Origin of the sequence: Leeia sp. (assembly GCF_041909055.1) — a bacterium.
GTDB classification, from domain to species: domain Bacteria; phylum Pseudomonadota; class Gammaproteobacteria; order Burkholderiales; family Leeiaceae; genus Leeia; species Leeia aquatica.
The window spans coordinates 296,248-310,557 of sequence record NZ_JAYREC010000004.1 but is presented as its reverse complement, the minus strand read 5'-3'; the positions used below and the strand labels follow the sequence as shown (position 1 = coordinate 310,557).

12 protein-coding genes are annotated in these 14,310 nt (G+C 59.6%); 6 read left to right on the top strand and 6 right to left on the bottom strand.

All coding sequences use genetic code 11. From position 1 onward, the window contains the following. The first annotated feature begins 23 nt into the window (after window positions 1-23). The 4 genes from ACE3O2_RS12315 to ACE3O2_RS12300 all read left to right on the top strand — a co-directional run bounded on the left by ACE3O2_RS12315 (window position 24) and on the right by ACE3O2_RS12300 (window position 5,637). Window positions 24-1,799, top strand: a complete 1,776-nt coding sequence (locus ACE3O2_RS12315) for an ABC transporter substrate-binding protein (RefSeq protein WP_374337900.1) — start codon at window positions 24-26, stop codon at window positions 1,797-1,799. Window positions 1,800-1,874: 75 nt separating this feature from the next. Further along, window positions 1,875-2,813 carry an ABC transporter permease gene (locus ACE3O2_RS12310; RefSeq protein ID WP_168877271.1) on the top strand — a complete coding sequence of 313 codons (939 nt, stop codon included), beginning with the start codon at window positions 1,875-1,877 and terminating at the stop codon, window positions 2,811-2,813. Between the two features lie 11 nt (window positions 2,814-2,824). Beyond that, the gene (locus tag ACE3O2_RS12305) at window positions 2,825-3,901 is read left to right on the top strand and encodes an ABC transporter permease (protein WP_374337898.1); all 1,077 of its coding nucleotides are present in this window, start codon (window positions 2,825-2,827) and stop codon (window positions 3,899-3,901) included. Window positions 3,902-3,909: 8 nt separating this feature from the next. After that, window positions 3,910-5,637: an ABC transporter ATP-binding protein gene (locus ACE3O2_RS12300; protein WP_374337896.1), complete on the top strand. Its 1,728-nt coding sequence runs from the start codon at window positions 3,910-3,912 to the stop codon at window positions 5,635-5,637. A 4-nt stretch (window positions 5,638-5,641) separates the two neighbouring features. Here ACE3O2_RS12300 and ACE3O2_RS12295 read toward each other — a convergent pair whose 3' ends face one another. From ACE3O2_RS12295 to ACE3O2_RS12270, 6 genes are all read right to left on the bottom strand, one after another. Further along, window positions 5,642-6,433 carry a ferritin-like domain-containing protein gene (locus ACE3O2_RS12295; RefSeq protein WP_374337894.1) on the bottom strand — a complete coding sequence of 264 codons (792 nt, stop codon included), beginning with the start codon at window positions 6,431-6,433 and terminating at the stop codon, window positions 5,642-5,644. Window positions 6,434-6,568: 135 nt separating this feature from the next. After that, window positions 6,569-7,210 (bottom strand): DsbA family protein, encoded by a 642-nt coding sequence (locus ACE3O2_RS12290; RefSeq protein ID WP_374337892.1) that lies wholly within the window; start codon window positions 7,208-7,210, stop codon window positions 6,569-6,571. Window positions 7,211-7,268: 58 nt separating this feature from the next. Further along, a complete protein-coding gene (locus ACE3O2_RS12285; protein WP_374337889.1) occupies window positions 7,269-8,330 on the bottom strand; it encodes an MBL fold metallo-hydrolase in 1,062 nt (353 codons plus the stop codon). Window positions 8,331-8,338: 8 nt separating this feature from the next. Further along, complete coding sequence (locus ACE3O2_RS12280) at window positions 8,339-8,563, bottom strand: 4-oxalocrotonate tautomerase family protein (protein ID WP_374337887.1); 225 nt, start codon at window positions 8,561-8,563, stop codon at window positions 8,339-8,341. Window position 8,564: 1 nt separating this feature from the next. After that, complete coding sequence (locus ACE3O2_RS12275) at window positions 8,565-8,948, bottom strand: nuclear transport factor 2 family protein (protein ID WP_374337884.1); 384 nt, start codon at window positions 8,946-8,948, stop codon at window positions 8,565-8,567. Between the two features lie 13 nt (window positions 8,949-8,961). Further along, window positions 8,962-9,702 (bottom strand): SDR family NAD(P)-dependent oxidoreductase, encoded by a 741-nt coding sequence (locus ACE3O2_RS12270; protein WP_374337882.1) that lies wholly within the window; start codon window positions 9,700-9,702, stop codon window positions 8,962-8,964. Between the two features lie 115 nt (window positions 9,703-9,817). On the opposite strand from ACE3O2_RS12270, the gene ACE3O2_RS12265 reads away from it, so the two are divergent. Both ACE3O2_RS12265 and ACE3O2_RS12260 read left to right on the top strand, forming a co-directional pair. Beyond that, window positions 9,818-10,744: a LysR substrate-binding domain-containing protein gene (locus tag ACE3O2_RS12265; protein ID WP_374337880.1), complete on the top strand. Its 927-nt coding sequence runs from the start codon at window positions 9,818-9,820 to the stop codon at window positions 10,742-10,744. A 138-nt stretch (window positions 10,745-10,882) separates the two neighbouring features. Further along, window positions 10,883-14,188, top strand: coding sequence for a tetratricopeptide repeat protein (locus ACE3O2_RS12260; protein ID WP_374337879.1), 3,306 nt, complete (start codon window positions 10,883-10,885; stop codon window positions 14,186-14,188). The last annotated feature ends 122 nt before the right edge of the window (window positions 14,189-14,310 follow it).

The following is a 14,310-nucleotide window of genomic DNA, read 5'->3' as shown; positions in this document are numbered from 1 at the left end:
CAATCAAACACTCGAGGACAGACATGCGTAAATCAACCCTCTTCTTGGCCAGCATGGCCGCGATGGTCATGATGCAGACCGCCCAGGCTGCAGACATGAGCAAAGTGCTGCGGACTGCCGTTCGTTATCCGGAAACCGGGTTTGACCCGGCTAAGGTGGACGACCTGTATTCGCAGATGATTCTGGAAAATGTGCTGGATCCACTGGTCAGTTATGACTACCTGGCCAAACCCGCCAAGCTGATTCCGAATACGGTAGATGCGCTGCCGACCATCTCGGCCGATGGCAAGGTGTACACCTTCAAGATCAAGCCCGGTACCTATTTCTCGGATGATCCGGCCTTCGGTGGCAAGAAGCGTGAACTGGTGGCCGAAGACTATGTGTATTCGTTCAAGCGTTTCCTTGATCCGACCATCAATTCGCCTTACAGCTTCTTGCTGGATGGTCGCCTGGTTGGCATGGATGAGGTGGTGAAGGCTGCAGGCAAGGGGCCGCTCAACTACGATACGCCGGTAGAAGGAATCAAGGCGATCGACAAGTACACCCTGCGGCTGACTTTGAAAAACACCAACCACAACATGATGCAGATTCTGGCCATGCCGGTGTTTGGTGCGGTGGCGCGCGAGGTGATTGAGGCCTACAAGAGCAATACCAATGCGCATCCGGTCGGCACCGGGCCGTATGTGCTGAAGGAGTGGAAGCCAGGCAGCAAGATTGTGCTGGAGGCCAGCCCGAGCTACCGCAAGGTGGTGTTCAACAGCCAGCCTGGCAAGGACGCGGTGGATGCCGAGATCGTCAAGGCGCTCAAGGGCAAGACACTGCCTATCGTAGGCCGAATCGAGATGTCGGTGATCGAAGAAGAGCAGCCGCTGTGGCTTTCCTTCGCCAACAAGCAGCTGGACTATGTGGGCGTGCAGCAGGCGGTGATGAGCGAAGTGCTGAACATCAATCCGCAGAACCCGACCGAAGCGACACTGAGCGACAAGTATGCCAAGCAGGGCATCCGCCTGCATCGCCTGAAGAAGATGGAAACCAACTACTACTTCTTCAATATGGATGATCCGCAAGTGGGGGGCAGCAGCAAGGAAAAGATAGCCTTGCGCCGCGCCATTGCCATGGGCTTCCCCAATCTGGAAACCATCGCCACCATCCGCCGAGGCCAGGCTGTTCCGGCCAACTATATCGTGCCAGAAGGCGTGGCAGGTCATAACCCGGATTTCCGTGCGGGCGTGAAATATGATCTGGCGGCTGCCAATGCCTTGCTGGACCGGTTTGGCTACAAGGTAGGTGCAGATGGTTTCCGCACGCAGCCCAATGGCCAGCCACTGGTCATCACCATGGGCAGTGGCACGGGTGCCATCGACAAGCAGTGGAATGAATACTGGCAGAAAGAGTTTGACGCACTGAAGATCAAGCTGGGTTATCAGCACGGCAAGTGGAATGAACTGCTGAAGGCATCGCGTGAAGGCAAGCTGCAGATGTGGGGCAGTTCCTGGTTTGCCGATTACCCGGATGGCGAAAACTTCATGCAGCTGCTCTACGGCAAGAACAGCGGGGACAGCAATGGGGCGCGCTTCAAGGATCCGGAGTATGACCGCCTGTTTGAGGCCAGCCTCAAGCTGCCGGATGGTCCGGAGCGCAACAAGCTGTACGACGAGATGAACAAGATCGTGGTCGCACAGCAGCCGTGGATCTTTACCGACACCCGCATCACCAACACCGTAACCCAGCCTAACGTCAAGGGCTTCAAGCCGCATGCGCTGCTGAATGCGCCCTGGCGTTACCTCGACGTACAGTAAACCTGCTGAACGTCAATGGGTTTAACCCCCGTCCACCCCAAGAGGGTGGACGGTTTTTACGACGGGAAACGTTTCATGCTTGCATATGTATTGCGCCGTCTCTGGCAGATGGTGCCCACCCTGTTCGGGGTGATGCTGCTGGTGTTTATTCTGTTCAATGTGGTGGGTGGCGACCCCTCCTACATCCTGGCGGGCAAGGGGCTGAGTGATGAGCTGCTGGCCAGCATCCGTAGCCAGCTCGGGCTGGATAAATCCTTGCTGGAGCAGTTCTGGTTATTCGTCAAGCAGGTGTTGACGCTGGATTTTGGCCATTCCTGGACCACACAGATGCCGATCAATGAGGTGCTGGCCAACCGGATTGGCCCGTCGGTCATGCTCAGTGGCAGCATGCTGGTACTGGATACCCTCATCTCCATCGCCTTGGCGGCATTAACAGCCTACTGGCGGGGCGGGCTGACCGATCGGCTGGTCACCATCATTTGTACCAGTGCCATGTCGATCAGTGTGCTGGTCTACATCATCGTCGGCCAGTACTGGCTAGGCTACAAATTTCACTGGTTTCCCATTCAGGGCTGGGGCAACGGCTGGTGGGAGAACATGCTGGTCTACATCCCCCTGCCGATGCTGCTGGGGCTGATGGTCAGCCTCGCACCCAATGTCCGTTTCTATCGCAGTGGTTTTCTGGAAGAAATGGGCCAAGACTATGTGCGCACCGCACGCGCCAAGGGCTTGTCCGAGCGGGTGGTGGTGATGAAGCACGTGATGCGCAATGCCCTGATCCCGATTGTGACCTCGATCATGATGTCCTTGCCCTATCTGATCATCGGCGCTTTGTTGCTGGAGACCTTCTTCAGCATCCCCGGCATGGGGCGCGAGGTGGTGGTGGCTGTCGACAAGAGTGATTTCCCCATGATCAAGGCAGTGACCATCTATGTGGCCATCGCCACCATGGTGTTCAACCTGCTGGCCGATATCGTCTACAAATGGATCGACCCCCGGGTCGAGTTGCGGTAAGGAGCCCGGAGATGACAAGTACAAGCACAATGGCAAGCACCGAGCAGCCTGCACTGCAAACCTCGCCCAGCCCCTGGCGCCTGAGCTGGCGGCGTTTCAAGCGCGACCGCGTGGGCATGGTATGTCTGTTTATCATCGGTGCCTATCTGCTGGTTGCTGCGCTCAGTGGCCTGCGACTGATGGGCGGGGACTGGCGGGAGGAGGTGGGCAAGCCCTATGCGCCGCCCACCTTGTTCAAGGATGCTGGGCCTCAGGCCAAGCTGTTGACTGCGGCAGACATTGCCGCCGCGCAAAAAGAAGCCAGCGGTACGGTAGGCCTGAGCGCAGCAGAGGACCCGCTGGCAGCGGACATGGCCTCACTGGAGAAGGACGCTGCCAAATACCGTAACACGGAGCCTGTGATCGTTCAGCAGGATACCTTGCCCTTCGGCGGCGATCTGCGCGGGCGTGATGTCGGTCGCAAGGTGCTGAGTGGTTCGACCGTATCACTGCTGGTGGGGGTGAGCGGTGCACTGCTGGCGGTGCTGATTGGCGCGGTGATGGGCGGCGTGTCGGGCTATTTTGGGGGCTGGCTCGACGACGTGCTCAACTGGTTCTACAACGTGTTTACCTCCATTCCGGACATGCTGCTGTTGCTGGCGTTTGCAGCGGTCAGTGGCCGTGGCATCAGTACCGTGATCATGGTGATGGCGCTCACCAGCTGGACGTCCCCGTTCCGTCTGGCCCGTGCCGAATTCATGAAGCACAAGGGCCGCGAGTACGTACGGGCGGCAGATGCTCTGGGGGCCGGGCACCTGCGGCGCATGGTGCGGCACATCCTGCCGAACATGAGCCATGTGTTGCTGGTGCAGTTCTCCATCCTGACCGTGGGCCTGATCAAGTATGAAGCGGTACTGTCCTTCCTAGGCTTTGGGGTAGGGGTCAATCAGGTCAGCTGGGGTTCCATGCTGGCAGAAGCGCCTGCTGAGCTGATTCAGGGCTACTGGTGGCAGATTCTGACGGTGACGGTGGTGATGTCACTGTTTGTGACCGCCTTCAGCTTGCTGACCGACAGCATGCGCGATGCGCTGGACCCGAAGCAGAAATGAGGCCAATCATGAATTCTCCCCTGATTTCCATTCGCAATCTGAAGGTTCAGTTTCGTGGTGAGGCCGGACAACTGACTACCGCGCTGAAAGGCATCAACCTCGATATCCACCCCGGCAAGGTACTGGCGTTGGTCGGCGAATCGGGCTCCGGCAAGTCGGTCACTTCGATGGCCATCATGCGCTTGCTGCCACCCGATCAGACCCTGATCGCGGAAGACAGCCAGATCCTGTTTGAAGACCAGGACTTGCTGAAAGCCTCCCGCCCCACCCTGCAGCAGCTGCGTGGCAGTGACATTGCCATGATCTTTCAGGAGCCGATGAGCTCGCTCAACCCGGTGTTTACCGTCGGTGAGCAAATCATGGAAGCGGTGATGCTGCATGCGAAGCTCGGCCGGAGGGCGGCTCGTGCCCGGGCGCTGGCGCTGCTGCAGGAAGTCGGCATCCCCGAGCCAGAGTTGAAACTGCGTTGTTACCCGCATGAGCTGTCGGGTGGCCAACAGCAACGGGTGATGATCGCCATGGCGATTGGCTGCGAGCCCCGGTTGCTGATTGCCGATGAGCCGACTACCGCGCTGGACGTGACGGTACAGAAGCAGATTCTGCAACTGTTGGCCGAGCTGCAGCGCAAGCACAATATGGCGGTGCTATTCATTACCCACGATCTGGGCTTGGTCGGTGAATTTGCCGACGAAGTGGCCGTGATGCGGCACGGCGAGATTCGAGAGCGCGGCAGCGTGCAGCAGATTTTTGAGCAGCCGGCCGACCCGTATACCAAAGCCCTGCTGCAGTGTCGTCCCTCACTCACCTCGCGGCCACAGCGGCTGGCGGTGGTGGAGGACTTCCTCGGGGATCGTCCGTATGTGGAACCACCGCAGGTGAGCCGAGGCTATCAGGCGGATGACACCATCCTGCTGGAAGCCCAAGGCCTGAGCAAAACCTTCTACCTGCGTGAAGGCTTGTTTGGTAAACGGGCATGCCACGCGGTCAGCAATGTCTCCTTCAAGCTGGCCAAGGGTCGCACGCTGGGCATCGTAGGTGAATCCGGCTCTGGCAAGACCACGGTGGGGTTGATGCTGATGCGTCTGCACCAGGCTACGGCGGGCAAGGTGCTGCTGGGCGGTGAGGACATTCTGGCACTGTCGCCCAAGGCTTTCCATGCGTACAAGCGCCGCATCCAGATCATCTTCCAGAATCCGTACGCTTCGCTCAACCCGCGCTTCAACGTGGCGCAGATTCTGGTGGAACCGATGCAGTTGCATGGTATTGGCCGCAACGACAATGAGCGCATGCAGCTGGCGGGTGATTTGCTGGTGAGGGTAGGGCTGCCGCGTGCAGCACTGGGCCGCTACCCGCATGAGTTCTCGGGTGGGCAGCGGCAGCGTATCGCCATTGCCCGTTGCCTGACCATGAAGCCGGAGATCCTGATTTGCGATGAGTCGGTCTCGGCACTGGATGTATCCGTACAGGCCCAGGTGCTGAATCTGCTGCAGGAATTGCAGGAGGAGTACGGGCTGTCTTACCTGTTTATCTCGCATGACCTCTCGGTGGTCAAGCACATCTCGGATCAGGTGATGGTGATGCAGAAAGGCGTGCTGGTGGAGCAAGCGGATTCGGACGTGATTTACGCCCGCCCCGAGCACCCCTACACCCGCCAGCTGCTGTCAGCCATTCCGCAAGGGTGGACGGCGTCACGCCAGTCGGTAGAAGCCGGGCTGGGGCAAGCCATCCCGGCCTGATCGTTCAGGGCTGCTGCAAGGCAGCCAGCTCGGCCTCATCGAAGCCCGCCGCCCGGCGGGCTTCGAGGTTGAAGGGCGCGCGCTGTCGGGGGGCCTGATAACGCTGGGCCAGCTCGGCATAGGCCGCCACCGGGTCCAGCCCCCGCTCGCGGCACAGGGCCTTGTACCAATGGTTGCCAATCGCCACGTGGCCAATTTCATCGCGCAGGATAATGTCCAGAATGGACGCTGCAGCCTGATCGCCAGCTTGCAGCAATTTATCGCGGATGGCCGGGGAGACATCCAGCCCGCGCGCCTCCAGTGTGCGGGGCACCAGCGCCAGCCGCGCCAGCAGGTCATCCTGTGTCTTCTCTGCCATTTCCCACAAGCCATTGTGGGCCGGGTAATCGCCATAATACGCACCCAGCGTATGCAGATGGCCTTCCAGTAGCTGGAAGTGCTGTGCCTCTTCCTGGGCGACCCGTAACCAGTCCCGGTAGAACGCTTCCGGCATGCCGGCAAAGCGCCACACCATGTCCAGCGCCAGATTGATGGCGTTGAACTCGATATGAGCCAGCGCATGAATCAACGCTGCCCGCCCTTCGATCGTCGTCATGGAGCGGGTCTTGACTTGTGCAGGCGGCACCAGCAATGGATGCTTAGGCCGCCCCGGCAAGGGGAGGGTGGGGCTCAGGATTTCCGCCGGGTCGACCGGCATGGACAGCGACCAGCCCAGCACCCGCCGGGCTTTCTCGTCCGGTGCACGCAGTTGTAAGGCATGCAGTGCCTGCTGGCGTAGTGAAGACGAAACAGTCATGCTGCCATGGCCTGGCTGGTATGAACAGGCCTACAGGCCGGTGTGCTGCTACAGGTAAATACCATCATAGGCGTGCATTGTATCACCCGTTTGAGCCAGGGCATGACCCGGCGCTGCAGGGCCATGCCCTGACGGCTATACCATTTCGGTACGCAAGGCTTGCAGGATGTCTTCTGCCTGGGTGTAGCCCGGCGCCAGCGAGCGGAGGTCGTCGCCTTGCTGCAGCAACAACTGGGGGAAGCTGTTGATGCCCCATTGTCGAGCCTGGATGAAGTCCTGCTGGGTTAGTGTCAGCGCCTGCTGCGACCGCATGCAGTCGGCGATGGTGTCCGGGGGCAGGGCTTTTCCTGCATCGCTGAACACACTTGCCAGCACCTGAACCAATACCTCCACTTGCGTGGTGTCCCGGCCGTCCGCGTAGAAGGCGCTCTGCAGGGCCCGGAAGACGGTCAGTTGAGAGACCTCTGGCGCCAACAAGCGGGCTACCACCACAGCACGGCATACCGGTTCGGTGTCATACACCAGATCTTGATGTGCTGTGAAGGCTTCGCGGTTGAACGGGAGGCCAGACAGGGCTTCCACCCGCGCCCAGTGGGCAAGTCGAAAGCGCTTTCCAACGTCGTCCAGTACTTCTGTGGAGCCTGCCCGCACGCCCCCGACCACGATCCGCAGCGGCAAATCCGGCAACGCAGCTTGCACCTTGGACAACTCCTTGCCAAAGCCATAGCACCAGGAGCACATGGGGTCACCCACATAAATCAGTTGTGTCATGCTCATTATCGAGTTTCCTTTCTGCAGCCCCGCACCGGTGGGGTACGGGGCCGGTTGGGTTGAATCAATCCAGGCGCAAACTCTGCTCCATGGTGTAGCACTGATCCCAGATGTACACATCAAAGGCTGCCAGACGCTTGCCCCACTTCGGCGTGAGGGTGTTGACACATTGCAGCGCGACCCGGTCGATGTAATTGTCAAACACGGCCCAGGGGTTGCTGCCATCGGCCGGATTCAGGCCTACGCCCAGAGCAGTGCTGCCCAGGGCTTGGCCAGCGGCGGCCTTGAGGTCCTCAATGAATTCCCGTTGCAGGGTGACATCCGCCTTGGTGCCTGTGCGAGCGACATGGCCGGAGACCAGCACGTCAAAGTCCATGGATTCAATCAGCTTGACCTGCGCGAAGTAGCCCGGTACGTCTTGCGCCAGGGCCAGCCGCCGCCAGGGCATCCAGCCGGGGAACACGACATCCACCACCATCAGGGTGCGCTGTTCAGGGGCATGGATGAAAATATTGCCGGGCTCGTGGGCATTGCCGTGATACGACAATTCCAGCCGCTGTCCCCCCACTTTCAGCGTGTAGCGATCCTTGAAGGTGATGCCCGGCAAGGGGCGCTTGGGGTCCGCGGCTTGCTGCAGCAAGCGGAGCGTCTCCTCATGTGCAACGATCGTGGCCTTGCCTGCCAAAGCCTGGGCCGCCCCGATATGGTCAATGTGGGCATGGCTGTAGACCAGATGGGTGATGGGTTTCCGGGTGACTTCGGCAATGGCTTTGGGGATATGGGTGGCCAGTGACGGCGGGGCATCCACCAGGATGACGCCTTGTTCATGCACCATGAACATGGCCTGGTAGATGTTGTCCGTCACCATGTACAGGCCTTTGCCCAAGTCCTGTATGCGGTAGCCCTTGGCCGGGTCCACGGCTGGACCCTTGGCCGACTCCGGAATGTCCATGTATTTGCCAATGCGCGAGCCAATGGGCGCAATGTCCGGCATATGAGGGTAAGGTTCGCCAGCGCAGCCGGGGGCAGTACAGTGTTCATCGGCCTGGGCCACCGTGCCAGACAGCAACAAGGCTGCCACCATGAGCCCGCGGCGGACGCAAGTCGCGATAGAAAGGGTTGTCATGTTGTCTCTCACTTTTGCGGTGGGGTGTTCAGCTGTTGCGCCAGACGCAGCTGCGTCACGCTCTGGCCTGCCACACCCCAGTTATCGGTATCCACCTCGTCGATGACCACGAAGGTGGTTTGCGGATCTTTGTTCAGGACCTGTACCACCAGATCGGTGGCACCCTGAATCAGTTGTTGCTTTTGCTCGGGACTGACACCCTCGCGGGTGACCTGGATCAGGATGTAGGGCATTTCAGGACTCCGTGTCGGTTGGAAGGGCAACATGGGTGAAGGTCTTGCTGGCAATTTGCCAGTGGCCGTTCTGTTGCGTCAGGCTCAGGAAATCGATATAGCGGAAACCCAGCATCGGGCAGCTCACGCGAGCCATGGCGACCGGGCCTTGTACATCAATGGCCAGCACGGCCATGGCAAAGGGCTCGCCCAGGCTTTGTGGTGACTGACGCTTGCCAACGGCGTCCAGGTATTCGTCCAGCTTGCGCAGGTATGGCGTACCTTTGACCTCGCCGAACAGCATGGCCTGGGGGTGGAATACCTCGCGCAGTCGTGAGACGTCGCCGGTAAACAAGCCCTCAAAGTAGGTCTGCAGCAGATGCAGGATGGCGTGATGGGATGTCATGTCTCGCTCCCCCTTACCACTTGCCGGCACTCATGCCACCGTCCACCGGCAGCACGACACCCGTTACGAAGCGGGCATCCGCCAGATACAGCACGGCTGCCACAATGTCGTCCACATGCCCAATATGGCCCGCCGGTTGCATGGTCTTGAGAAACTCATGTGTCTCGGGGGTATGCAACGGGGTGTCAATGATGCCGGGGGCGACCGCATTGACCTGCACATTGTGTGCGGCCAGCTCAATCGCCAGCGCCTTGGTGGCATGGTTCAAACCACCTTTGATCAGCAACGGCACACTGGCCGGGACATTGACATTGGGTTGCATGGCCAGACTGGCGGTGATGTTGATGATGCTGCCGCGTTTGCGCTCGCTCATGTGTCTGGCGGCCTGCTGCGCAGGGTAGACAAAACCACGCAGATTGGTGTTGATTAGGGCATCAATTTCATCACTGCTGTACTGCGTGATCGGCTTGGGATTAAAAATCCCGGCGTTGTTGACCAGCACATCCACCGCACCAAACCGGGCTGTGGCTTGTGCGAACAGTTGCTGCGCGGTTTCTGGCAGCGCAATGTCACCGGCCACCCCTAGGAAGTTGTCCGGGGACCCCAGTGCGTGCCAGGCCTGCTGCAGCCGTTCCGTGGTCCGGGCATTACCCACGACATTGCTGCCGCGTGCCAGAAACGCACGGGCCAGAGCCAGCCCCATGCCGCTGGAAGCCCCAGTGATGATGACGGTGTGTTGTGATGCAGTACTCATGATGTCTCTCCTGTTGAGATTGCACGGATTTGCAAAGCGCAGGGGCATAGTATTTGTGCTGAATAAACTCATAAACTAGCTATAATTCAATTTATTTGTTCCCGATGGGATTAAATTGAGCCGCGCTTTTGATGAGGTATCCCTAGCCAGCCTTGAGCTGTTCTGCCTCGCCGCTGAACAGGAGAGCTTTACTGCTGCAGCACATGCGGCAGGCCTGAACCCTGCTGCTGTCAGCAAAGCCATTGCCAAACTGGAAGTGCGCCTTGGCGTACCGCTGTTTGCGCGTACGACACGCAAGATCCGCTTGACGGAGGCGGGCCGTAGCTACTGGACGCAATGTCGCCAGGCATTGAATCAACTGGGAGAAGCTGAGCGTGAGATCACCGGGCGTCAACAAAGCCCGAGTGGCACGGTGCGTATCAGTATGGCGACGCCCTACGCACATTACCGGGTACTGCCGCGTATCGCTGCCTTCCATGCCCGGTACCCTGACGTGCATGTGGACATGCACCTGAGCAATCGCAATATCGACTTTGTCGCCGAAGGCTATGACCTTGGGATTCGCGCACGCATGCAACCCGATTCCGGGCTGGTGGTACGCAAACTTGAAGATGCACCGCTGGTCATTGTCGGCTCACCAGCCTATCTGCAGCGCAAAGGTACGCCGCGGACGCTGGAGCAGCTTGGCGAGCATGACTGCATCCAGTTTGTCCTGCCAAGCACGGGGCAACCAGTCGCCTGGATGTTGCGCCAGTATGGGAAAGACCTGGATGTCCTCACCCAGGGAAGCAGCTGGTGTAGTGAGGACCCTTTGGGAGGCATTACCCTGGCCCGGCATGGTGCCGGACTCGTACAGACTTATCGCTTCATCGTTGAGGAGGATTTGGCGCAGGGTCGGCTGGTCGAAGTGCTGGATGCGTACGCCGGGCGCTCACGACCTTTCTCATTGCTGTACCCCATGCGCCGCCATATGCCACAGCGCGTCAGGGTGCTGGTGGATTTTCTGCTGGAAACGGCACCTGGCTATCTCGCACCGGATTAGGGCGTCGTGATGCCGGAAGAAAGATTCCGCGACAGAATTTAGGTAGCGTTAAGCAAAGGGGTGTGGATTACCGTAAGCTGCGCCAGATATTTCCATGTCATGGCAGGGCCACTTGCCATTTTCTTCTGGAGCATTCCCGTGACCGCAAGCCCCGCAGGCATCCCCACCGCAGATCAGTATGACGTCCTGTCGCTGCAGGAGGCGCTGGAGCGCTTCCCCCAGTTTGAGTTTGATACGGAAGACTGGGACGACGATGACCTTGATTCGGTGGAGGTGGTGTACCTGCGGGGAGATTACACCCTGGATGGCAGCTGGGACGAGGCATTGGAATTTTCCTGGTGGGGGCGGCGCTTCCTGCTGGTGGAGGGCAATCTGCGGATCAGCAAGGGCTCAAATTTCTCGCCCTGGGTGACGGGGGACATCCATGCTGATGTGCTCAGCATGGATGGAGAACTCCAGTGCATGGGTACGGTGCATGTCAAACATTACGCCTACCTGTATGCCGAAGACCATGAAGTCAATCGCCCTGGCCCCAGCCTGACGTTGAATACGCCCTACCTGTTTAGTTGGTTCTACAGCATTAGCGATTTGACCCTGTCACGAGATACGCTGGTGTTTCTGCTGTCTGACTGGGATTACAGTCATGACAGCGACTTGCCGGGAACGGTGATTCCCTGGCATGAGGCCCGCTTTGTGTTGCGCGACGACCTGCAGTATCTGGTGGAGGAATCGTGGCATGACAGCGCTTTATGGCCGCTCGACCGCATCCGCGAGGCCATGGCGAGAGGCGAGTCCATCCTCCGCGAGGGGGTCACGGTGGCGGGCATCCAGACCTGCAAGCAGGCGGCAGATGCGGAGCGGATGGATGATTCCCGGCTCGCCTGGCTGTACTACCGGGAGGCCGCCCGCCTGGCGCCCGGCTATTACCCGGCGGTCTACAACATGGGGCGCCGCATGGAGGACGTGGGGGCGGACGAGCAAGCCTTGCCTTATCTGGAGCGTGCCGCTGCCTTGTATCCCGTCGTGCAGTCCTGCCTGCTGAATGAGGCTGCCTTTGAGGCCATCATTACCGCCTGCTGGCTGGGACAAGTGGAGCGGGCGGGGGATACGCTGGACCTGCATATTCCGCATAACCAGCACTACAAAATGCGTCGGGCCCGGGCCGAAGTCTTCCTGATGACCGGCTATCTGGAGGAGGCCCGGCGGGATCTGGATGCTGTGCTGCAAAAAGAAGAAGACTATGGCACGGCCTTGTGGCTGCGTGGACTGGTGGCCTGGAAACTGGGCAAGCGGGATGAGGCGCTTGAATGGCAGCAGCGCGCGATGGCACGGCATGACGTGTACGCCGCCAGCTATGAAACCCACCAATGTGCGGCGTTCCTGCGCGAAAACAAGATTACGGTGGATTGGGAAACGCTGGCGCTGGACGATGTCAAGCCGGTGCAGGATGAGGCCTGGTGGTTGGCTCTGCTGAAAGGGGCGCGCCATGAAGCATTCCGTGTGCCGGAAGCCATGCGGACCACCGCTTTCCTGCAGGCGCTGCTGGAACAGCAAGCGGATGACATGGCCTATCTGGTATCCATCTTCCCGGCGGAAGCCTTTACAGCGGATCTGGCCCTGCAGCTGGTGCAGCAGAATGGCGATTGCCTGGTGCACATTCCCGCTGCCTTGCACAGCCTGACCTTGTACCAGCAAGCCAGGATGCCTGAGAACAGCAGCTTTCCCTTGAAGAGCGTACCCGAGCCCTTACTGGATGAGGCGGTCTGCTTGCTTGCCGTGGAGCGAGGCGCCACGCTGGAAGATGTACCAGAGGTGTTCCGTACGGAAACCATCTGTCGCCTGGCGATTGAGAGGCGGGGTAGCTGGCAGATCGAGCATGTCCCTCCGGCGTTGCAAACCGAAGCGATGTGGGTGTTGGCGGTTGCACACAGCGACACCTGGCGTATCGAAAACAAGATTCCCTCGCGCTATACCACGCCCGCGACGTTGCAGGCGGCGCTCAAGCTCAACAAGGGGTTCCTGCATGGATTGCCGGGTAATCGCTTTGACGCGGCGACCTATGCCGTTGCGGAATCACTGTACGGGCAGGATGCGGACTGGGCCGACATCGTAGCCCAGCATCGGCCCGAAGCCTGCCTGGATGACTACGACGATTTTGACGAAAAGTGCTGGCTGGTATTCTGGGACGAAGCCAGCATGCTGAAAAAAATCCGCAATGGCCAAGGGTATCGACTGTCGGCCTACGAGATTCCGGAAAGCCATTTCAGCGTGGCGATTGCGGAAGCCTGCTTCCGTGCCGAACCCATCCATATGGGCTCGATCCCGGCGCGGTTCATTACCGAGAAAATGTGTCAGTCTTTCATTGGGCGCTATGCGGATGAGCTCAAGGATGTGCCGTTTTCCATGCGCACTGCGGACATCTGCGAAGTTGCGTTGCGCGATGAGTTTGAACAGCTTGATCTGGTGCCGGTACCGGTATTTGCTGAAGTCATGGCACGGCTGTATAAACGTGTCCCGCGCAATGTCGAGCGCGACACAGTTGCGCTGCAGTATGGCCGCGGCTTGCTGATGGCGCCTGCCGACCCCAAGGCGGCCGTCAAAGTGCTGTCCGATCTGTGCTCAGGCAAATGGCTTAAGCAGCCCCCGCTAGACCCAGAGCAGGAGCTGGACGAGGACGAAGCGCAAGCAGAAGCCCTGCGTAGCCATGCTTGCTACTTGCTGGGCTATGCCTGGCATCTGCGTGGCGACACGGCTCAGGCAGAAACCTTGCGGCAGCGCTCGGGGCTATCCGGCCCGTATTCATCCTTTGACCCGCGACAGGGACAGGCACAAGGCGATTTTGACAAGCGCGCCTTTGACCGCTGCATGCACGAATACGACCAGCTGGCGGAGCACGAGTCCCAACGACCACTCGCCTGGCAAGCCATTCTGCAGGCCCGCCGCCTGCTGGAAGAGAGCGGCTACCCGAATCCCACCCTGTGGGCCTATGTGCTGGACCGCCAGCGCTGGATCAGTTATGAGCTGGAGGACTGGGAGACCAACACGGCAGTGTGTGAGGAGGCCGTGGCGCGTTTGGGCGCAGTATCCCTGTGGGCCTACCTGCCCGAGCATAATGTGATCAGGGCGGCACTGCGGGCGGCCTTGCACCGGCTGGGGAGTGCCACGCTGGAAGACGTGGAGAACCCTACCGAGGCACAGGTTATCGAAGCGGTCGAGCGTATCTGGCAAGCACTCAAGCTGGTCGGCCCGACCGAAGGCAAAGCAGACACTTACCACTTCTACGACGCCCAGCTGTGGAATCTCGATTGGCTGGCAGAGCGGGATCCGAAGTGGCAAGCCACGTTGCGGCAGACGATGAAGCGGGTCGCCGAGTTCGACTGGGAGGACTACCTGTACACGGATGAAGCGCTGGCCATGATGCGGGCTTATACCGCTGCTGAATGAAGAGCTGGAAGGGAGGGCGGAAGAAACTTTCCGGGCTATCCGCTGATTTGCTCAAGTATGGCAAGCCGATTTTGCGCTATGCTACGGCGCTTTACGTTTTTGTCATAAAGTGGGTGCGGCCA

Coding starts and splice junctions, on each gene's coding strand:
- ACE3O2_RS12275 (WP_374337884.1), bottom strand. CDS start 8,948: ATGACATCCCATCACGCCATCCTGCATCTGCTGCAGACCTACTTTGAG.
- ACE3O2_RS12300 (WP_374337896.1), top strand. CDS start 3,910: ATGAATTCTCCCCTGATTTCCATTCGCAATCTGAAGGTTCAGTTTCGT.
- ACE3O2_RS12305 (WP_374337898.1), top strand. CDS start 2,825: ATGACAAGTACAAGCACAATGGCAAGCACCGAGCAGCCTGCACTGCAA.
- ACE3O2_RS12295 (WP_374337894.1), bottom strand. CDS start 6,433: ATGACTGTTTCGTCTTCACTACGCCAGCAGGCACTGCATGCCTTACAA.
- ACE3O2_RS12280 (WP_374337887.1), bottom strand. CDS start 8,563: ATGCCCTACATCCTGATCCAGGTCACCCGCGAGGGTGTCAGTCCCGAG.
- ACE3O2_RS12285 (WP_374337889.1), bottom strand. CDS start 8,330: ATGACAACCCTTTCTATCGCGACTTGCGTCCGCCGCGGGCTCATGGTG.
- ACE3O2_RS12310 (WP_168877271.1), top strand. CDS start 1,875: ATGCTTGCATATGTATTGCGCCGTCTCTGGCAGATGGTGCCCACCCTG.
- ACE3O2_RS12290 (WP_374337892.1), bottom strand. CDS start 7,210: ATGAGCATGACACAACTGATTTATGTGGGTGACCCCATGTGCTCCTGG.
- ACE3O2_RS12270 (WP_374337882.1), bottom strand. CDS start 9,702: ATGAGTACTGCATCACAACACACCGTCATCATCACTGGGGCTTCCAGC.
- ACE3O2_RS12315 (WP_374337900.1), top strand. CDS start 24: ATGCGTAAATCAACCCTCTTCTTGGCCAGCATGGCCGCGATGGTCATG.